Annotated in this window: 20 protein-coding genes; 6 read left to right on the forward strand and 14 right to left on the reverse strand. The window is 60.7% G+C overall.

The window, feature by feature from the left end:
* Positions 1-33 precede the first annotated feature (33 nt).
* Genes F6V30_RS01855 through F6V30_RS01865 form a run of 3 tightly spaced genes read right to left on the reverse strand, consistent with a single transcriptional unit; the run spans position 34 to position 2,737 of the window.
* Positions 34-480, reverse strand: a complete 447-nt coding sequence (locus F6V30_RS01855) for a cupin domain-containing protein (protein ID WP_151154818.1) — start codon at positions 478-480, stop codon at positions 34-36.
* Between the two features lie 46 nt (positions 481-526).
* Positions 527-2,245 carry a SulP family inorganic anion transporter gene (locus F6V30_RS01860; RefSeq protein WP_151154819.1) on the reverse strand — a complete coding sequence of 573 codons (1,719 nt, stop codon included), beginning with the start codon at positions 2,243-2,245 and terminating at the stop codon, positions 527-529.
* Between the two features lie 54 nt (positions 2,246-2,299).
* A complete protein-coding gene (locus F6V30_RS01865) occupies positions 2,300-2,737 on the reverse strand; it encodes a DMT family transporter (protein ID WP_151154820.1) in 438 nt (145 codons plus the stop codon).
* Between the two features lie 191 nt (positions 2,738-2,928).
* Between F6V30_RS01865 and F6V30_RS01870 the strand changes: the two genes are divergently transcribed.
* Positions 2,929-3,411 carry a DUF2062 domain-containing protein gene (locus F6V30_RS01870; RefSeq protein ID WP_151128356.1) on the forward strand — a complete coding sequence of 161 codons (483 nt, stop codon included), beginning with the start codon at positions 2,929-2,931 and terminating at the stop codon, positions 3,409-3,411.
* A gap of 74 nt (positions 3,412-3,485) precedes the next feature.
* Here the strand turns inward: F6V30_RS01870 and F6V30_RS01875 are convergent, their stop codons facing one another.
* Together F6V30_RS01875 and F6V30_RS01880 are read right to left on the reverse strand one after the other, a co-directional pair.
* Complete coding sequence (locus tag F6V30_RS01875) at positions 3,486-4,487, reverse strand: inorganic phosphate transporter (RefSeq protein ID WP_151154821.1); 1,002 nt, start codon at positions 4,485-4,487, stop codon at positions 3,486-3,488.
* Complete coding sequence (locus F6V30_RS01880; protein WP_149307235.1) at positions 4,480-5,100, reverse strand: DUF47 domain-containing protein; 621 nt, start codon at positions 5,098-5,100, stop codon at positions 4,480-4,482. The genes F6V30_RS01875 and F6V30_RS01880 overlap by 8 nt, the downstream gene beginning before the upstream one ends.
* A 226-nt stretch (positions 5,101-5,326) precedes the next feature.
* Here F6V30_RS01880 and uppP point away from each other — a divergent pair, with 226 nt between their 5' ends.
* From uppP to F6V30_RS01895, 3 genes are read left to right on the forward strand one after another with little or no spacing between them, the layout of a single operon-like run.
* Positions 5,327-6,139: an undecaprenyl-diphosphatase UppP gene (gene uppP, locus F6V30_RS01885; protein WP_151154822.1), complete on the forward strand. Its 813-nt coding sequence runs from the start codon at positions 5,327-5,329 to the stop codon at positions 6,137-6,139.
* A 48-nt stretch (positions 6,140-6,187) separates the two neighbouring features.
* Entirely contained in the window at positions 6,188-6,877 is a 690-nt protein-coding gene (gene radC / locus F6V30_RS01890) for a RadC family protein (protein ID WP_151154823.1), read from the forward strand.
* Between the two features lie 37 nt (positions 6,878-6,914).
* Positions 6,915-7,574 carry a DNA-3-methyladenine glycosylase I gene (locus F6V30_RS01895; RefSeq protein ID WP_151154824.1) on the forward strand — a complete coding sequence of 220 codons (660 nt, stop codon included), beginning with the start codon at positions 6,915-6,917 and terminating at the stop codon, positions 7,572-7,574.
* Between the two features lie 134 nt (positions 7,575-7,708).
* Here F6V30_RS01895 and glgC read toward each other — a convergent pair whose 3' ends face one another.
* From glgC to F6V30_RS01920, 5 genes are all read right to left on the reverse strand, one after another.
* Positions 7,709-8,959 carry a glucose-1-phosphate adenylyltransferase gene (gene glgC / locus F6V30_RS01900; protein WP_151154825.1) on the reverse strand — a complete coding sequence of 417 codons (1,251 nt, stop codon included), beginning with the start codon at positions 8,957-8,959 and terminating at the stop codon, positions 7,709-7,711.
* A 353-nt stretch (positions 8,960-9,312) separates the two neighbouring features.
* Positions 9,313-10,719, reverse strand: a complete 1,407-nt coding sequence (hemG, locus tag F6V30_RS01905; RefSeq protein ID WP_151154826.1) for a protoporphyrinogen oxidase — start codon at positions 10,717-10,719, stop codon at positions 9,313-9,315.
* 37 nt (positions 10,720-10,756) lie between these two features.
* Complete coding sequence (locus tag F6V30_RS01910) at positions 10,757-11,185, reverse strand: MarR family winged helix-turn-helix transcriptional regulator (RefSeq protein WP_149307240.1); 429 nt, start codon at positions 11,183-11,185, stop codon at positions 10,757-10,759.
* Between the two features lie 178 nt (positions 11,186-11,363).
* On the reverse strand, positions 11,364-11,534 hold the full coding sequence (locus F6V30_RS01915) for a twin-arginine translocase TatA/TatE family subunit (RefSeq protein ID WP_151154827.1): 171 nt from the start codon (positions 11,532-11,534) through the stop codon (positions 11,364-11,366).
* An 18-nt stretch (positions 11,535-11,552) separates the two neighbouring features.
* Positions 11,553-13,412 (reverse strand): metallophosphoesterase family protein, encoded by a 1,860-nt coding sequence (locus F6V30_RS01920; RefSeq protein WP_151154828.1) that lies wholly within the window; start codon positions 13,410-13,412, stop codon positions 11,553-11,555.
* Positions 13,413-13,673: 261 nt separating this feature from the next.
* Here F6V30_RS01920 and F6V30_RS01925 point away from each other — a divergent pair, with 261 nt between their 5' ends.
* Complete coding sequence (locus F6V30_RS01925) at positions 13,674-14,570, forward strand: DnaJ C-terminal domain-containing protein (RefSeq protein WP_151154829.1); 897 nt, start codon at positions 13,674-13,676, stop codon at positions 14,568-14,570.
* 65 nt (positions 14,571-14,635) lie between these two features.
* On the opposite strand, the gene F6V30_RS01930 is transcribed toward F6V30_RS01925, so the two are convergent.
* From F6V30_RS01930 to F6V30_RS01945, 4 genes are all read right to left on the reverse strand, one after another.
* Positions 14,636-15,382: a sensor histidine kinase gene (locus F6V30_RS01930; protein WP_151154830.1), complete on the reverse strand. Its 747-nt coding sequence runs from the start codon at positions 15,380-15,382 to the stop codon at positions 14,636-14,638.
* Between the two features lie 104 nt (positions 15,383-15,486).
* Positions 15,487-16,950, reverse strand: coding sequence for an ammonium transporter (locus tag F6V30_RS01935; protein WP_151154831.1), 1,464 nt, complete (start codon positions 16,948-16,950; stop codon positions 15,487-15,489).
* 39 nt (positions 16,951-16,989) lie between these two features.
* Entirely contained in the window at positions 16,990-17,328 is a 339-nt protein-coding gene (locus F6V30_RS01940) for a P-II family nitrogen regulator (protein ID WP_151128339.1), read from the reverse strand.
* Between the two features lie 93 nt (positions 17,329-17,421).
* Positions 17,422-18,303, reverse strand: coding sequence for a hypothetical protein (locus F6V30_RS01945; RefSeq protein ID WP_338042755.1), 882 nt, complete (start codon positions 18,301-18,303; stop codon positions 17,422-17,424).
* A gap of 385 nt (positions 18,304-18,688) precedes the next feature.
* Here F6V30_RS01945 and F6V30_RS01950 point away from each other — a divergent pair, with 385 nt between their 5' ends.
* Complete coding sequence (locus F6V30_RS01950; RefSeq protein ID WP_151154832.1) at positions 18,689-18,988, forward strand: Rieske (2Fe-2S) protein; 300 nt, start codon at positions 18,689-18,691, stop codon at positions 18,986-18,988.
* Positions 18,989-18,992 lie beyond the last annotated feature (4 nt).

Genomic DNA, 18,992 nt, shown 5'->3' on the forward strand with positions numbered 1-18,992 from the left:
GCGGCGCCTTTGCGACAAGGCGCCCTCCTGGTGCTATTCAAGTGCCCTTTTCGGCCTCTCCACCTTTACCACATCGGGACGGTCCTGTTCGCCGGTAGAGAAAACCACCAGCCGTGCCGGCTCATTGCCCACGGTCCTGACGTTCTGGGCAAGATTCTGCACCCCCACGATGGCGTCCCCCTGGCGGAAGACATAACTCCTGCCGTCGGCCATCTCCACGTCCAGGGAACCGGACAGCACATAGGCGTAGACCGGCACGTTATGCCGATGCCAGCCGGTCTCGCCGCCGGGGGGGAGTTCCACCACCAGCGCCGTGACCTCCGGCTGGTCGGTGGCCAGATAGGAGATCTTCTGGCCGTTGCTGGCCGTAGAGGTGGTCAGCAGCTTACGGCTCGTAACGCCGGCATAGTCGTTGGCCCGGCAGGTACCGGTTGCTCCCCACAACGCAATCAGGATGATGGGTACGAATCGAGTCTTCATGCTGTCGCTCCTTTCGTGGCGGTCGTTCCCGGCCGCAGGTCAATCGCTATACCGGGGCCTCCGCCAACCCGGCGGCCGCCTCGTCGCCGATCCCGCCGAACTGTCCGTTGATATCCTCGGCCCGGTGCAGGGCCGAACTGATGTTGGGCAGGATATTACGCGCCCCCAGGAGATGGGGCAGGTTCGAGGTGTAGATCAATCTTTTGGGCTGGCCCCGGGTGCCGCACAGGAGCAGCGTCCGCCCCGATTCGCGGAGCTTTTCGTTGAATTGTTCGATGGCATACAGGCCCGTGGCGTCGATGGCGGTCATATAGCGCAGCCTCAGGATAACGATCGGTTGCAGACGCTCCACCGAATTGGCCATGCGGGTCAGTTTTTCCGCCGCGCCGAACAAAAGCGGCCCCTGCACGTGAAACATGCTGATGTAATGGGGGATGCTGTGATCCTGCACGATGTGAGCCTTTGCCTTTTCGATGGCCTCGGCCGTCAGGGGCGCCACCACGGTGGTGCGCGAGACCTGGTAGATGTACAGGAGCGCCGCCAGGGTCATGCCCACTTCCACGGCGATGGTGAGGTCGGCCGCCACGGTCAGGACGAAGGTGATCAGCCAGACGGATATCTCTTTCCGGTTGAGGCGCAGGATCATGGGTATCTCGTGCCACTCGCCCATGTTGTAGGCCACGACGAACAGCACCGCAGCCAGGGTGGCAAGGGGGATGAAGCGGGCCAGCGGCGCGGCGAACATGATGATGCAGAGCAGGGTCAGGGCATGGATAATACCGGAGAAGGGAGAGCGCGCCCCGGAACGAATGTTGGTGGCGGTGCGGGCAATGGCGCCGGTTACCGGAATGCCGCCGAACAGCGGCACCGTCAGGTTGGCGACCCCCTGGGCCACCAGTTCCACATTGGAGTTGTGGCGGTCGCCGCTCATGGAATCGGCCACCACCGCCGAGAGCAGACTCTCGATAGCCGCCAGGAGCGCCACGGTCAGGGCCGAGGGAAGCAGCGGAATAATCAACTCCTGGCGAAACTGGGGGATCTGCAGATGGGGCAAGCCGGTGGGGATGCCGCCGAATTTGCTGCCGATGGTCTCCACCGGGAGATCCAACAGGGCGACACAGGCCGTGGCCCCCAGCAGGGCGACGATCGAACCGGGTATGCGGCGGGTTAAGCGCGGTACGATCAGGATGACGGCCAGGGAGGCCACGGCCAGCACAATGGCGGCCAGGTCAGCCCTATCCAGGTTCAGGACGATGAAACGCATCCGCTCGATGAACTCGCTGGGCACCTTGGCGGCCACCCGCAGTCCCAGGAAATCCTTGAACTGGGTGGAGGCTATCAGGATGGCGATACCGTTGGTAAAACCGATGACAACCGGCCTGGGTATGAATTTGACCGCATTCCCCAGGCCGGTCAGCCCCAGGAAAATCAGGATTACGCCGGCCATCATGGTGACCATCAGCAGGCCCGAAAGGCCGTGCCTGGCGATGATGGCGGCAATTACCACCACGAACGCCCCGGTCGGACCGCCGATCTGGGTCCGCGAACCGCCCAGGGCCGAGATCAGGAAACCGGCGATGACCGCCGTATAGATGCCGGCCTGGGGCGTGACGCCGGAGGAAATGCCGAAGGCCATGGCCAACGGCAGGGCCACCAGGCCGACCGTGATGCCGCTGGTCGTGTCGGCCGCCAGGTCGGCCCTCGTATAGCCCTTGAGCGCCTGGACGGACTTGGGCAGCCATTGCGACAGCTTGCTCTGCTTCATGATGTTTTTCGTACCATTCCTTTCCCGATGCCGACTAGAGAAACACCAATATGCCTATCGTCTGATTATGAGTGCCGCACCGGCAGCCAAAAGGACGATGCCGAGGAACCGCTGAGGGGTGAGCGGCAGGTGGCGCAGCCCGAACAGCCCATAGTGATCCAGGAACGCCCCGGCGGCCAATTGCCCGGTGATGATCGCTGCCATGACGGCTGCCGTCCCGAGGCGCGGCACGGTAATGATCGTCAGAGTGACGAAAAAGGCACCCAGGAGGCCGCCGGTCAACTCCCACCAACTGGCGGCAGTGACGCCGCGCCACGTCCCGCGCCCGGTGAGCATGACCACCGCCAACAGGGCCAGCGTTCCCACGGCAAATGAGATCATGGAACTTTCATAACTGCCGACCTTCTGGGCCAGCCGGGCATTGATCGATGGCTGTACCGCAACCGCCACGCCACCGCAGACCATCAGTGCAACAAGTAGAATGTTGCTCACCGCTTTTCCCCTCCACCGCACTCGACGTTCCCCACGCCGATCGCTACCCATTCGGGCCAAAACCGTCGCAGTACCCTGCATAGGTACTAGTATGAGAAAACGCCGAATGTCAACAATTTTGGCTCACCATGGCCGGAAAAGTTGACAAGAGCAACACGGAGGCTTTAGAGTTACTTGCGTTTGGAGTACCAATGTTCAATAAGAAAAAACTCATACAACGGTTCAAGGCCCTCCTGTCGCTGGACGGTCATCCCGCCCATATTGCGGCCGGCTTTGCGGTCGGTGTTTTCATCAGCTTCACCCCCTTCTTCGGTCTCCACACCCCCCTGGCCATCGCCCTGGCTTTCGTCTTTCGCCTCAACAAGGTCAGCTGCATCAGCGGCGCCTGGGTCAACACGCCGTTTACCGTGGTGCCGACCTTGGCGCTCAGCTACAAGCTCGGCAGATACCTGCGGGGAAAGCCGGTTAACGAACTGGCGCTCAAGGGACTGGAATGGCAGTATATCAAGCCCTACGCCAAATCCCTGCTGCTGGGCTGCTCCATCATCGGCTTCATCTCGGCAGTGGCGGCCTATTTTCTCTGCTATTGGCTGGTGGTCGTCTTCCGACGCCGGGATGCCTCAATGACGGAGATAACGAGGGAGATGGAAGAGGTGGGAGAAGACTTGGAATAGGGTGAACAGGCGGGCGGATGGCCCGCCTTTTTTGTGCATGCGCGAGAGCCCCCGCCGCAGGGGGGCGCCTACCTCTACCTGCCGAGCAGCGGACTCAGCACCTGATAGGCCAGATAGGCCATCAACCCCGAAGCCGGGATGGTCAGTACCCAGGCCAGCACGATACGCTGGGCCACCTTCCAGTTGACCGCCGTGAGCCGCTTGGAAAGCCCGACGCCCAGGATGGTGGACGTGATGACATGGGTCGTGCTGGTGGGCATGCCCAAAGCCGACGCCCCCAGGATAACCCCGGCCGAAGCGGTTTCCACGCAGAAGCCGTGCACCGGCTGGAGCTTGACGAAATCACGCCCCACGGTCTTGATGATACGCCAGCCCCCGAGGGCCGTTCCACAGGCCATGGCGGTGGCGCAGGCCACCATCACCTCCCAGGGAACCGCGAAGGTTTTCAGGAAACCGTAACTGACCAGCGCCATGGTGATGACCCCCATGGATTTCTGGGCATCGGCCGTCCCATGGGAGAAAGCCATGAAGGCCGCCGAAAGGACCTGCAAGCGGCGAAAATACTTGTTGAGCGCGCTTGGGGCGCTGTTGTGGAAGACGCGGTAGAGGAACAACATGAAAGCGAAGCCAACGATGGTCCCCAATATGGGGGAGATCAGCAGGGCGAGAACGATCTTTTCCAGACCGCCCCATTTGAGCGCGCCGAGGCCGGCATGGGCATACACCGAACCCATGAGGCCGCCGATGATGGCATGGGAGGACGAGGAAGGAAGCCCGTAATACCAGGTGATCAGGTTCCAGATGATCGCGCCGAGGATACCGGCCAGAACCACCATCTGGGTGATGTTGGCGCTGTCCACGATCCCCTTGCCGATGGTGGAGGCCACCTTGGTGGAGATCATGGCGCCGGCGAAGTTGAGCACCGCAGCCATGCAGATGGCGGCCTTTACCGAGAGCGCCCGGGTCGAGACACAGGTTGCGATGGCATTGGCCGTATCGTGGAATCCGTTGATATAGTCGAACAGAAGCGCCGCCAGGATGACCAGGCAAAGCATCACCAAGACCGGATCAAGCATTTTTCACCACCACGCTCTCGAGGATGTTGGCAGCGTCTTCGCACTTGTCGGTGGCCTTTTCCAGCGTCTCGAAGATTTCCTTCCATTTGATCAGTTGGATCGGGTCCTTTTCCTCATCGAACAGGCGGCTGATAGCCTCGCGGGATACCCGGTCGGCCTCGTTTTCCAAGGCATTGATCTCCACACACGCCTCGAAGATATGTTCGTTCGACTGTTTGCCCAGCATGGCCACGGCCTTGTCCACGACCTGGCACGACTGGAGGATGATGAAACCGAGCGACTTGGCCTCGTGGGGGATGGTCTCCGCGTTATACATGATGATCCGCTGGGCCGAGGCGTCGATCAGATCGAGGATGTCGTCCAAGGCACTGGACAAGGCATAGATATCCTCCCGGTCAAAAGGGGTGACGAAGGTTTTGTTCAGCTTCTGGATAATCTCGTGGGTGAGCGAGTCGCCGTTGTGTTCGATATCCTTGATTTTGCGCTGGCTGGCAGCGGGGTTCTCAAAATTGTCGAGCATATCCTTGAGGGCCAGGGCGCCCTCGATGGTGTTTTCCGTCATCTGCTTGAATAGTTGGAAAAATTTTTCTTCCTTGGGGATCAATCCGAACATTCCGCCTCCCGTCGTTGTAGAGCCGTTGCGATTAATGTAAAAAAACCTATCGTATATACCATGTTTTTGTGCCGCTTCCCACAGAAATGTCACGGGGGCGCAACGAGGTTGTCACGCAGCGGTTTCGGCGGTTGCCTTTGGGGCTGTCTTGCAGTATTCTGCCCCTTTCGAGGGGTGCGGACGGGTGGGTAGCCATCCCAGCCCCCTTGCCGGAAAGGAATCGTTCATGAACATGTTGCACGCCGTCGTCCTCGGCGCCCTCCAGGGATTTTGCGAAGTACTCCCCATCAGCAGTTCCGCCCACCTGATCCTGGTGCCCTGGTTTCTGAAATGGCCCGAATCGGGCCTGACCTTCGATGTGGCCCTGCATCTCGGCACCTTGATCGCCCTGGCGGTCTATTTCCGCCGGGACATCGTCCAACTGGCGGTCTCCGCCCTCGACGCCATCGCAACACGCTCCCTGGACACGCCGGCCAAACGGCTGCCGTTTTTGCTCCTGGCTGCCACGGTCCCGGCCGGTGTGGTCGGCAAGCTTTTCGAACAGACCATGGAGGAGGTCTTCCGTGAGAGCCCCTTGCTGATCGCCACCTTCCTGATCGTCTTCGGCATCATCCTGGGCCTTGCCGACCGCTGGGGACGCAGGCGCTACGGCCTGAGCGACGTCAAAACCGGCAGCGCCCTCACCATCGGCCTGTTCCAGTGCCTGGCGCTGATCCCGGGCGTTTCCCGCTCGGGCATCACCATCACCGCCGGCCTGATGCTGGGCTTCACCCGCGAGAGCGCGGCCCGGTTTTCCTTCCTGCTCTCGCTCCCCATCGTGGCCGGAGCGGCACTGCTCAAAACGCTGCACGTGGCCAAGCACGGCATCCCCGCCGGCGAAGGACTTCCCATGCTGGTCGGTATCGCCGTGTCGGCGGTCACCGGCTATATCAGCGTGGCTTTCCTGTTGCGCATGGTCCAGAAACGGAGTATCGCGCCGTTTGTCTGGTATCGCCTGCTGGCGGGTGGTGTCGTGATCGCCCTCGTCATGGCAAGATAACCCCTTCCCCTGAAGGGAAAGTGACACACCCAACTGCGGGAGGTGATCATGAGCGGCGGGATCAAGGAATGGCCCCAGGATGAACGTCCTCGGGAAAAGATGCTCAAACAGGGGGCGGCCGGCCTGACCGACGCCGAACTCCTGGCCCTCATCCTCAGGAGCGGCGATCCGACCACCGGCCAGAGCGCCATCGACCTGGGGCGCAAGCTGATCGGTCACTTCGGCAGCAACCTGCGGGAACTGGGCAGCGCCGAAATCACCGAGATCACCGCCATCAAGGGCATGGGGCTGGCCAAGGCGGCCGGCGTCAAGGCCGCCTTCACCCTTGCTTCGCGCTTTCAGGCCCGCAAGCTGGAGAGCTTCGACCGCTTCACCTCCCCCCGGCAGGTCTTCGACTACTTCCACCACGAATTCCGCGACAGCCGCAAGGAGTATTTCCTGGCACTGCTCCTGGACGGCAAGAACCGCATCATCCGCCGCGTTCAGATCTCGGAGGGCTCCCTCAACCAAAGCATCGTCCACCCCCGCGAGGTCTTCAACCCGGCCGTCAGGGAATCCGCCGCAGCCATGATCCTGGTCCACAACCATCCCACCGGCGACCCGGCCCCCAGCGGCGAGGACGTGGCCGTCACCCGCCGCCTGCGCGAGGCCGGCGACATCATGGGGATCAGGGTGCTGGACCATATCGTCATCGGCGACGGCGAGTACGTGAGTTTCGTGGAGCGGGGACTGCTGTAATCGCAAGCCAGACAACATGATCGGAGAGAGGTTGACCATGGAGGAGAGAAACGTGGGGGCAAGGGAAGCCGCCCGAACGGCAGATGAGCCGAATGCGCCCGGGGCCGGTGCCGTTATCCGCTGTGCCTGGGCCGGCAGCGACCCGCTCTACCAGGCCTACCACGACCGGGAATGGGGTGTGCCGGTGCACGACGACCGGGTGCTGTTCGAGTTCCTGACGCTGGAAGGCGCCCAGGCCGGGCTCTCCTGGATCACCATCCTGCGCAAGCGGGAGGCCTATCGCGCCGCCTTTGCCGGCTTCGATCCCGAGGCGGTGGCCCGCTTCGACGAGAACAAGGTGGCGGCACTGCTGGCCAACCCCGGCATCGTCCGCAACCGTCTGAAGGTGGAATCCACCATCACCAACGCCCGCGCCTTCCTGAAGGTCCAGGAGGAATTCGGCTCCTTCGCGGCCTACCAGTGGGGTTTCGTGGACGGCAGGCCGCTACGGAATGGCTGGGGGAGCATCAAGGAGGTTCCGCCCAGCACGCCCCAGTCCGACGCCCTGAGCCGCGACCTGAAACGGCGCGGCTTTCGCTTTGTCGGCACGACCATCTGCTACGCCCACATGCAGGCGGTCGGCATGGTCAACGACCACACCGTGGATTGCTTCCGCTGGCGGGAATTGCAGGAAGAGGAGTCATGGCGGGTGCGCTGAGGGAATACCGGCGGTTGATCGAGGAGCTGATAATCAGGTTCCGCACCAGCAAACGCCTTCATCGCCCTCGGTAGGGCGGACAAGTCGTAGGTTATTGCCGGCAGTATTCTCCCCTGGAACCCTTGCCCCTGCTCCTATTTGATCGCCGAATCTTTCCGCGGCACCACCACGATGCCCGATTCGGTTACGGTGTAGCCCCGGCGCAGGTCCGCCTCGCGGTCGTAGCCGATGATCGCCCCGTCCGGGATGACCACCCCCTTGTCGATGATCGTCTTTCTGATCTTGGCGTGCCTGCCGATGTTCACGTTTTCGAACAGGATGGAATCCTCCACGAGGCTGAAGCTGTTGATCTTGCACAACGGGCCGATGATCGACCGGCGGACCGTGCCGCCGCTGGTGATGCAGCCCGCGCAGACGTACGAGTCGATGTTCTGGCCGCGGCGGTCGTCGTCGTCGAAGACCGTCTTGGCCGGCGGCAGGTTCCCCTGGTTGGTGAGGATGGGCCATTTGTAGTTGTAGAGATTGAGCTGGGGCGATACATGGATCAGGTCCATGTTGGCCTCGTAGTAGGAGTCGATGGTGCCCACGTCCTTCCAGTAGCCCCGCTCCTCGCTCTTCATGCCGGGGATCAGGTTATCGTTGAAGTTATAGGCGAACACCCGGTCCCCCTTTTCCAGCATCATGGGGATCACGTGCTTGCCGAAATCCAGGTCTTCGTGCTGCTTCTTCCCTTCCAGCAGCACCTCGATCAGCTTCTTGGTGGGAAAGATGTAGTTGCCCATGGAGGCAAAGCAGGTTGCCCTTCCGGGGATGGTTTCGGGATTGGCCGGTTTTTCCGCGAAAGCGGTCACCCGGGAATCGTCGTCCACGGAAAAGACCCCGAACCGTCTGGCCTCTTCCACCGGCACCTCCAGGGCCGCGATCGTGATGTCGGCCCGGTTCATGCGATGGTAGTTGATCATCTGGCTGATATCCATCTTGTAGATGTGGTCGCCGCCGAACACGGCCACGTAATCCGCATCCGAGGACTCCACGAACCGCAGGTACTGCAGGATGGCGTCGGCGGTTCCCTTGAACCACTCCTCGCTCTCGCTGCTGGTTTCCGGCGAGATGGCCACGTAGAACTCCCCCAGGCCGGTCCACTTGCCCCAGGATTCCCGGATATGCTTGTTGAGCGAGTAGGCCCGGTACTGGGTCAGGATGTAGACCTTCTTGATGCCCGAGTTGAACAGGTTGGAGAGCACGAAATCGATGATCTTGTATTTGCCGCCGAAGGAAACGCTCGGTTTCGCCCGGCGCATGGTCAGCGGATTGAGCCGTTCCCCCCTGCCTCCGGCCAGTACCATTGCGATCGTGTTCCTGCCGACGTTGTCAGAGCTGTACATGGGGCGCCTCCTTTGCAGCTTATGGGGTTGTTATGGGTATAAGGGCCAGGTGTATCTCCGGGGCTGATGGATGGTGAGGGGAGCGCCCGGCCAACAAAAAAGCCGCCCGATCAGCAATCTGCTGACCTGAGCGGCTTTTCATCCGGCCTATAGGGCTTCATCCCGTGAAACCATATCCTCACCCCATGAGAGCGAATCGTAACGCAACCGGTCACAAATTACGCCGGAGAAGCCGGGCTGTCAAGGAGCGCCACGATATTTCCGCGGGAAAGGCGGCCCGGCAATGGAACGCCATGGCGCCCCCCACAACCACTCGGAGAAAAATCCTTTTCCCGTATCAGGGCGGCAGTGATCTACAGCAGCCCCAGCGCCTCGTCCGAAGCCCGCTGGGCTGCGGCCACGCAGTCGTTCAAGCCGATGCCCCGGTAGGAGTTGCCGGTCAGGATCAGGCCGGGATGGGCCGCAAGCCCCGCCCCCAACGCCTCCAGGCGCTTGCCGTGCCCCGCCGTGTACTGGGGGATGGCCTGTTCGTGGCGGAAAATCCGCACGAACGACGGATCAACGCCGATCCCCATCGTATCCTTGAGGTCCCGCTTGACCCGCGCCGTCACCTCGTCGTCGCTCAGCTTGACATACTCCGGGAAACAGGCCCCGCCCATCATGCTGCGCAGGAGCACCTTGCCTTCCGGCGCGCGGTTCTCGAACATGCTGGAATCCCACAGGGTGCCCAGGATGCTGCGCCCCTCCTTCTTGGGGACCAGATAGCCGAAGCCGTCCAGGGGGTGAGAGATCCGGTCGCGCTCGTAGCCGAAGCAGATCACGGTCATGGTGGCGTAGGGGATCTGGCGCAACACGCCGGAAAGCCCCGCATCCAGGCCGGTGAGCATCTCGGCCGTGGCAAAGGCGGGAGCGGCGACGATGACCACGTCCGCCTCCCGCTCGCTGCCGTCGGCGCAGCGCACGCGGTAGGGGACGCTCTGCCCCTTCGCCACCGCCGCCACCGGGCTGGCCGGCTTGACCACGTCCCCCAGGGATGCGGCCAGGGCGTCGGTCAGGTACTGGATGCCCTCGCGGAACGAGGTCAGGACGCCCCCCGGACCGGCGGCGCTGGAGACCGCCTTGCCCGCGGCCCGCTCCTTTTTCTTCTTCCTGGCCAGCATGATCATGGCCCGGACCAGCCCACCGTACTCCCGTTCCAGTTCGGCAATGCGCGGGAAACAGGAGACGAGCGACATGGTTTCCGGGTCGCCGGCAAAGATGCCCGACACCATGGGCGCGATCAGCTTGTCCAACGCCTCCTCACCCAGCCTGCGGCGGCCGAAGGCGGCCAGGGTCTCGTCCACCCCCTGGGGGGCCTTGGCGATGAACGGCGTCGGCTCCAGGGCCAGGCGCAGCTTGCCGGGCCAGGAGATCAAGCGGCTCTTCAGGAAGGATGCGCCGTTCTCCGGCAGTTGGTGCAGTTCGCCGCCGGAGAAGATGAAGCGCTTGCGGGCGTTGTCGTTGCTGCGGTGCAGGTTGCCGTCGACGCCGATGGCCGAGCAGAGCTCCAGGGTCTGGGGCTTGCTGTCCAGGAAGCCGTTGGGACCCCATTCGCAGGTATAGCCGTCGGCCTTGATGCTCCAGATCTTGCCGCCGACCCGTTCATCCTTCTCCAGCAGGGCCAGGTCCAGTTCCACCCCCGCCGTGCGCGCCTTGTCCCGCAGCAGCCAGGCCGTCGCCAGCCCCGAAATGCCGCCGCCTATCACGATCACCTTTTTCATCACAGCCTCCTTCTTGCCGTCAAAGTCGGTACCTGCCCTATTCCAGCTTGCCGAGAATCTCCGCCAGGTTTTCAAAGGCGACCACCAGCCGCTCCTGATCCCGGGGCGGCAGCCGGTCCAGCAGGGTGCGGTAGTTCTCCACGATCCCCCGGCGCAACTCCCGGATCAGTTCCTCGCCCTTTTCCGTGGTGTAGATCATCACCTGGCGGCGGTTGTCTTCGTCCACGGTCCGGTACACGAACCCCAGGTTGACCAGCCGGTCCACCATCTCGCTGGCCGAGCTCATGGCGATCTGGAGCTCCTTGGCCAGCACGTTCAGGGTGCAGTTGCCCTTGTCGTAAATGGTCAGCAGCATCTTGTACTGGTTGTAGGTCAGGTCCATCCCCTCGTGGACGATGCTCCTGATCCTCCCCATGACCCGCATGATGACCGGGTAGAGCTGGGCTATCCGTTCGATCTGTTCCATGACCCGTCTCTTAAAATAGTTTTCCGAACTGTTCGGATAACTAAATGTTAGTCACATTAATTGAGATTGTCAAGCGGGAAAACCGTTACCTTTTCCCGCGCCTGTTTGCAGAAATGAGACAAAAAGGGCCGCACCCGTTCGAGGATGTGGCCTTTTTCTTTGTTCAAAGATCCTGCAGTTATGCCTCTTTCGCCTTGACCTCGATCTCGTCCCTGCCTTCTGACGCCTTTTTGAAATTGCGGATGGTCTTGCCCAGGGCACCGCCGATCTCAGGAAGGTGGCTGGCTCCGAAGACCACCACGACTATGGCGAGAACGATGAGCAATTCCGGTACGCCGAATCCGAACATGGTATCCCTTTCCGCCGCCTAGACGCCGGCCACGGCGGCGAAGTAGCCGTTGTAGTTGACGACCGCCCAAACCGTGCCGCTGGCCGTATCCACACCATAGGTGCCCAAGGTATAACTGGATTTCCAGGGGCCGAGCACGAACTTTTTCGTGCCGCCGGTGCTCTTGTTCACGGCGTTGGTCCAGTTGCCGCTGTCGTCCGGCGCAGCCAGGGCGAAGGAGCCGGCCTGGATCTGGGTGTCGGTCACCTTGGTCTTGTCGTAGGTCAGGGAGAGGGCGAAGATGTCGGTCTGGGTGCTCCCCAAGGAGGCCGACATGCCCCGCAGCAGCAGGATGTCGCTGGCGGTGGCATTGGCAGCATACCAGCCGGTGTTGACCGTGGCGCTGAAAAAGCGTCCCGAAGGATCGGTCACCGTATAGCCGTTGGAACCGGCCAAAACCTTGGCGACCGTGCCGCTCCCGGCCGTGCTCGTATTCTGTACCGCGGTATAGGCGGCACCGGCCGCCACCACGAACTGGGTGCCGTTCAGGCTGTACCCGAAGGTCTCACGCTTGGTGAAGGTGAGGGGCGGCACGGTGGCGATCACCCCGCCGTTGACCGGCGCGGGATAGGCGGGAGCGGAGTAGTAGTCCACCGTCACGTGCGACCCGTCAACGGTCACGATGCAATAGCCAATGGTGTTCAGTTCCTGTTTGGCAAGTGTCTGGCGCTTGCCGCCGCTGTAGGTCACGTCGTTGGAGGGATTGGCGGGATAGTAGAACTTGCTGCTGTTGGAGGCACCCACAATCTGCATCACCTTGGCGGTCATGCCGTCTGAGGTGGCCACCAGGCTGCGGTCGTACATGTGGTCGTGGCCGCAGAAGTGATAACCTACGTTGTTGTTCTTCAAGCTGGTGATGAAAGCGTCCAGCCCCGGGGAGCTGGCGGCCGACGGATCGTTACCGAAGAGCACATCCGTATGATCCTGGGTGATCATCCCCTTGTGGCTGAAGACAAAGGCGTGGCCGCCGGTGGGCTTGCCGGCCAGGGTGGCATCGATCCAACTCTGCTGCGCGGCGATGGTCGTGCCGAGGGCATAGGCCGTGCCGTCGGCGTTAAGGTTGTTGGCCGGATTAAACTGGTCGAGCAGCACGAAGCGCACATTGTTGTAGTCGAATGAATAGGACAGGCCCTTCAGGTTATTCACATCGGTGCTGGGGCTGCTGAAGTTGGAGCCGAGGGTGAAGGCGGCGCCGTTCTTGGCTGGGGAGGGCTGGAGGTCGGCATCGGGGTTGGTGAGGCTTAAGACATCCGCCGGCGTTGTGTTCATCTGGCCGTTCTGTGTCTGGGGAAAGGCACGTTGGAACTCGGTGGCCGTGGTTGTCGCACTGTCGTGGTTGCCGCGCAGGGGGAAGAAACCGATCCCGGCGTTGTACAGGGTCTGGGCAAAGACCGCCCGCATGTCCTCGGCGGCGGTGTTCGAGTAGGTATAGGTCGTGGTCGTGCCGTTGACCGTCTTGGTGGCGCTGGTGGTACCGGTCGAACTTGCCTTTTCCGTCAGGTCACCGGTCTGCACCACAAACTTGACACCCTTGTTGATAAACTCCTGGTTCAGCTTGGCAATGATGTCCACTGGCGTGCCGTTGGGGTTGTAGCCGTCATCGGTCTGGGTCCATTGGGTGTCGTTCATGACGGCGAATTTCCATGCGGTCTTGGACGGCACTACGGCTGCAATCGAACTGGTCGTGGCAGCAGACGACGATGTCCCGCAGCCTCCCATGACCATACCCACCGCGACGGCGCCGGCGCCGGCTGCGGTGCGCTTTATGAACTCGCGCCGGTCGATACCCTTTGTCGCACCTGGTTCGAGACCCTTGTTCTTGTCGTCATTCTGTGACATGCGTACGTTTCCTCCTTCATCTGGTATTTGGTTGTGAACTGCCGTCCAAAGCCTCCGGGAAGCGCAGTTGCGCAGTGATGCTCCGACGGATTTAGTACCAGACAATCTCAGGTGTTGGCGTTAAGGTCCGGTTAAGAGTGCGTGAACTTTTCCGGGGCTGGTGGGAAAATGTTGGGGCGTTCCCAAAGGGATTCATTGACAGACGGGCGTCCAGCAATTACATTTTGCTGAGACGCTGCACGACAAAGGATGGAAACAACCATGGCACAGACGGATTATTACAAAGCGCTGGGAGTCGATAAGAGCGCCACCCCGGACGAAATCAAGAAGGCTTTCCGCAAGCTGGCGGTCAAGTACCACCCCGACCGCAATCCGGGGGACAAGGCGTCCGAGGATAAATTCAAGGAGATCAATGAGGCCTATGCCGTGCTCTCCGATGCCAAGAAAAAGGAAGAGTACGACACCTTCGGCTCGAGCGGGTTCCACCGGCAGTACAGCCAGGAGGACATCTTCCGCGGTTTCGACTTCGGCAACGCCTACAAGGATATGGGGGCGGGAGGCGGCGAAGACATCTTCTCGCGCCTGTTCGGTGGTGCCTTTGGCCGCGGCGGGCGGAACGGCTTCCGGGCGGCGCCCCAAAAGGGTGCTGACCACGAAATGGAGACCGACGTCAGTTTCCGCGATGCCGCCCAGGGCGCCGAAAAGCTGGTGGCTTTCCGCAGGAACGGCAAGCGGGAGGAACTCAAGGTAAAGATCCCGGCCGGCGTGGAAAACGGCAGCAAGATTCGTATTGCCGGCAAAGGTGGGCAGGGGGAAGGCGGCGGGCCGCAGGGGGATCTCTACCTGATCATCCGCGTGCTGGCCGATCCGGTCTTTACCCGCGAGGGAGGCGATCTGTTCGTGGAGCGCTCCATACCCTTCAGCGCCGCCTGCCTGGGGACCTCACTGGATGTGCCTACCCTGGAGGGGGATAAGCGCATCAAGGTGCCGGCCGGCATTCAGGCCGGTACGAAGATCCGCCTCAAGGGGTGCGGCGTGAAGCCGCTGGGATCGAACACCAAGGGGGATCTCTATGTGAAGATCACCATCCAGATACCGGGGTCGCTGAGTACCGAGCAGAAAAAACTGGTGGAGGCATTGGCCGGAAACGGCCTGTAGGACAACGACTCGATAATAAGGCTGATTTTATGAGCGTATTTCGTGGACGGTTGTTTTGAGAATCATTACTCTTCAACGGCGAAGGTCACGGTAAAGGTCGTCCCCTCCCCTTCCGTGCTTCGCACCCCGATACTCCCCCCCAGATTTTCCACCAGCGTCTTGGTGACGAACAACCCCAGCCCGGTGCCTTCACCCGGCTTTTTGGTGGTGAAATAAGGATCAAATATCTTGGTCAGGGCTGCGGCCGGGATGCCGGGCCCGGTATCGGCGATGACGATGCTCACCTTTCCCGGCTCCGGCGCCAGGGTTTCGACCATCAGGCTGCCCCCTTCCCGTTCCATGGCCTGCAGGGCATTCATGATGATGTTGAGCAGGACCTGTTTCAGCAGGTTGGCGCCGACCTCCACCACCGGCAGATGGTAGTCCAGTTTCCGCAGCAGGGTCACTCCGCGCCGAGCCGCTTCGTAGTCGAGAAAGTCCAGCACGAACCCCACCGTCAGGTTGACGTCCGCCTCCCCGCCCGATTCCGTTTCCTCCTGGCTGCTGAAATTGAGCAACCCGCGCGTCATGTGGGAGAGGCGCAGGGCCTCGGAGCTGATTCGGGCAACCATCTCCCGGACGAACTCCGGCACATCGGCTTCCCGCATGATCAACTGGGAGGCCGAGATGATGACGGAAAGCGGCGCGTTCAGTTCATGGACCACACCCGCGGATATCCTGCCGAGTTCGGACATCTTCTCGTTGTATGCCAATTGCTTGAGAAGCTCTAGACTGATGGCTCCGTCGATATGCCTGTCTGCCGGGGTTTCCATACTGATTGATCTCCGGAAGGATCGTCAGAGTGAATGACAAGGGCGGAAGCCGTCCCGGGGGACGACTTCCGCTTCTTCGGTTGCTGCGGGTGGTGAAAGGGCTGTTACATATTGTAGCCGGACTCGGAGTGCTGCGTCTGGTCGAGGCCCATGATTTCGTCTTCCTTATCCACGCGCAGGCCGATGGTCTTATTCAGAACAAAGGCGATGATCAGGGTGACGATGAAGGCATAGCCCCCGGCCGCAAGAACCGCGATCAACTGGATCATGAGCTGCTTGGCGTTGCCGGTCAGAAGGCCGGTTGCGCCGACGGTGGCGAAGACGCCGGTCAAGATGGCGCCAAAGGTTCCGCCGATGCCGTGCACGCCAAAGGCATCCAGGGAGTCGTCATATTTCAGCTTGGCTTTCATCAACACACCCAGGTAGCAGACGATACCGGCGGCAAAACCCATGAGCAGGGCAGCACCCGGCTGTACGAAACCGGCTGCCGGGGTGATGACGACCAGACCGGCCACGATACCCGAACCGAAACCGAGGGCGCTGGGCTTGCCGGCGTGGAACCATTCGGCGAACATCCAGGAGAGGCCGGCGGCAGCCGGAGCGATGGCGGTGGTGGTAAAAGCCAGACCGGCCAGGCCGCCCGCCGCATCGGAGGTGTTGACGCCGACAACCGCTGAACCGGCGTTGAATCCGAACCACCCGAACCAGAGCAGGCCAACGCCCAACAGGGTCAGCGGGAGGCTATGGGGAGCCATGCGCTCGGTCGGGAAACCGCGGCGCTTGCCGAGAAACACCAGGAACGCCAGGGCCGAAATACCGGAGGAGAGATGGACGACCGTACCGCCGGCGAAGTCCAGAGCGCCTTTTTTAAAGAGCCAGCCGTCGGTCATCCAGACCCAGTGGGCCAGGGGGTCATAGACCAGGGTGGTCCAGAGCAGCACGAACAGGCAGAAGGCAGAAAACTTGACGCGTTCCGCCAGGGCGCCGGAGATGAGGGCGACGGTAATCATGGCGAACATGGCCTGGTACATGGCGAATACCAACTCGGGAATCGCGCCGGGCTCCTTGGCGTAGTTCTGGAACAGGGCCCAATCCACCGTGCCGGTGGCGGCATCCTTCATGATGATGAGGCCGTTCAGCATGAACTTGCTGCAGTTGCCCACCAGGCCGCCGCCAAGGTCGGGGGCGAAAGCGAGTGAGTAGCCGATGACCGCCCACTGAACACCGACGATGCCCATGGCCACGAACGAATGCATCATGGTGGAGAGGACGTTTTTCTGACGGACCATGCCGCCGTAGAAAAAGGCCAGACCGGGGGTCATCAACAGCACCAGGGCGCAACAAACCAGCATCCAGGCGGTATCGCCGGTGTTGAGCACCGGCTTGACGTCGGGCGGCGTGGCCGGGGCTGCTGCCGCCGGAGCGGCGGCGGCAGGCGCGGTTGCGGCCGGGGCCGCGGCGGGTGCTGCCGGGGCGGCGTCCTTTTTCTCTTCAGCCATGGCGCAGATCGGTATCAGACCGGCCAGGATGACAAGCATAATTGCGGCAAAATACAGTTTGAGCTTCATGATAGTCCTCCGTAGATAAGTGGTTATATCCAATGATTGTTAAATCGCGTCCGTACCTTTTTCGCCGGTTCTGATCCTTACCGCCTCTTCAAGCGAGACGATAAAGATCTTGCCGTCACCGATCCTGCCGGTCTTGGCCGTATTTTGAATCGTCTCCACTACCTTGGTGACCAGATCGTCGCTCACTGCAATCTCGATCTTGATCTTGGGGATGAAATCAACCACGTACTCTGCACCGCGATAGAGCTCGGTGTGCCCTTTCTGCCGGCCGAACCCCTTGACCTCGCTGACCGTTATACCTTCGATGCCGATTTCATTGAGGGCATCCTTAACCTCGTCCAATTTAAAGGGCTTTATGATAGCTTCGATGAGTTTCATTGCGTCTGCCTCCTTTGTTTGCGCGTATATGGGCCACTCCTGGAAAAAGGCGGGGGCGCGGGCAGCCGCCCCCGAATTATAAGGAGGGACAGCTTAGAATGCGATATCCAACTGGGTGGTAAAGGCCGGCTTGCCGCCGGGATTGACATTACCCCCGTTACCGTTGCCGGGATCGGAAACCGATGTGGTGTAGAACGGGTTGAAAACAACAACACCAACGATCAGCGAAACCTGTTTGGAGAAGGCCCACGAACCGCCCACCGAAACTTCGCCGTTGGCGTTGTTGCCCCCCATGTAATCGACCGCCAGCCAGAGTTTGTCGGAGATCTCGCTCATGGTGCGGTCCCAGGACGCCATGACGCCGCTGTTGGCGCCCTTGCCAAGGGCACGCTCGGAGCCATAGTAACCGCCTGCGGAGAAGCGGCCGACGACCGGCAGAGTTTTCCCGACCAATCCATAGACGATATTCTGCCGCGTGGTGAGGCCCCTCACCTCCGGCTTATCGTAGGTGCCGAGGTTATATGCGCCTATGGCAAACTGGGGCAGTCCCTTGATGCCAAAGGCATCCTCGGGCGTACCCAATTTTGCGTTGAAATAGAAGGGTGCCCGGTCATAGCCATAAATGGCATCGTCCTGGTAGCCCGACTTAAGAAAATCAACCCCGACCTCCAGCTTGACGTTTTCCGACGGCAGTACGCCGGCACTCAGACCGATATTGTACAGATTGGGGTTGAAGCCACCCTCGGTTTTTCCGGAAAAGCGGGTATAATTGTCGACATCGATATGAATTTCTTTGAAACCTTTGACATCGGGGGAAGGAATCCAAATCTGCGTTGAAGGGGTCGCCAGTGCCGTTCCACAGGCAAAGGCCAGTGCTGCCATTGTTGTTGCTGCTACGTTACCAATCCTCATCTTTCCTCTCCTTTTCATCGTTGATTTTGAACGGTGATTGGATGAAAGCGACATTGGTTTCATCGATGCACGTTCTGTAGAGTAGAATGCGTGAATATATATGTATTTGTATTGTCCGCTGCACCTCACTTTATGGAAATTTCCTTAGCACAGAGCGTGCCATATTATATTTAACAATAATATCAAATATATACAGCATGTTTGTCATAGACCCTGCTCTTTTTGCATACCGAATGCCCCGGCAAATTGCCTGTTTTTTAATCAGTTTTTTGCCCCATGATTTTTTTTTGAGCCGTAACCAACGGACTTGCATTGTGCCCCGCCGGCACCTTTTTCGCCGCGCCAGGTTTTCCGTGTTGGCACAAACCTTAAACCATGCGATGTTCCTTGTCTTTTCAGCCTTTTTGAGGTAGATTAACCAAACTCATCCCTTCAAGGAGGTGCTCCCATGACACCGGTGGCAAAGGTCGGCGAGATTCCTAACTTCGGCAAGAAGGTTGTTTCCGTCTCAGACCGGGAAATTCTCCTGGTCAACGTCAAAGGGACCATCTTCGCCTGCGAGAACGAATGTCCCCACCAGGGGAGCCCCATGAATGCCGCCGTTGTCAAAGAGGGGTATATCGCCTGCCCGCGCCACGGCTACCGCTTCAACCTTGCCGATGGCGGATGCACGGATCACCCCGACCTCACCCTGAAAACCTTTCCCGTCCAAATCAGTGGAGACGACATCCTCATCGATCCGGCATAGACCT

The organism is Oryzomonas sagensis (assembly GCF_008802355.1).
In the GTDB taxonomy this organism is placed as follows: Bacteria; Desulfobacterota; Desulfuromonadia; order Geobacterales; family Pseudopelobacteraceae; genus Oryzomonas; species Oryzomonas sagensis.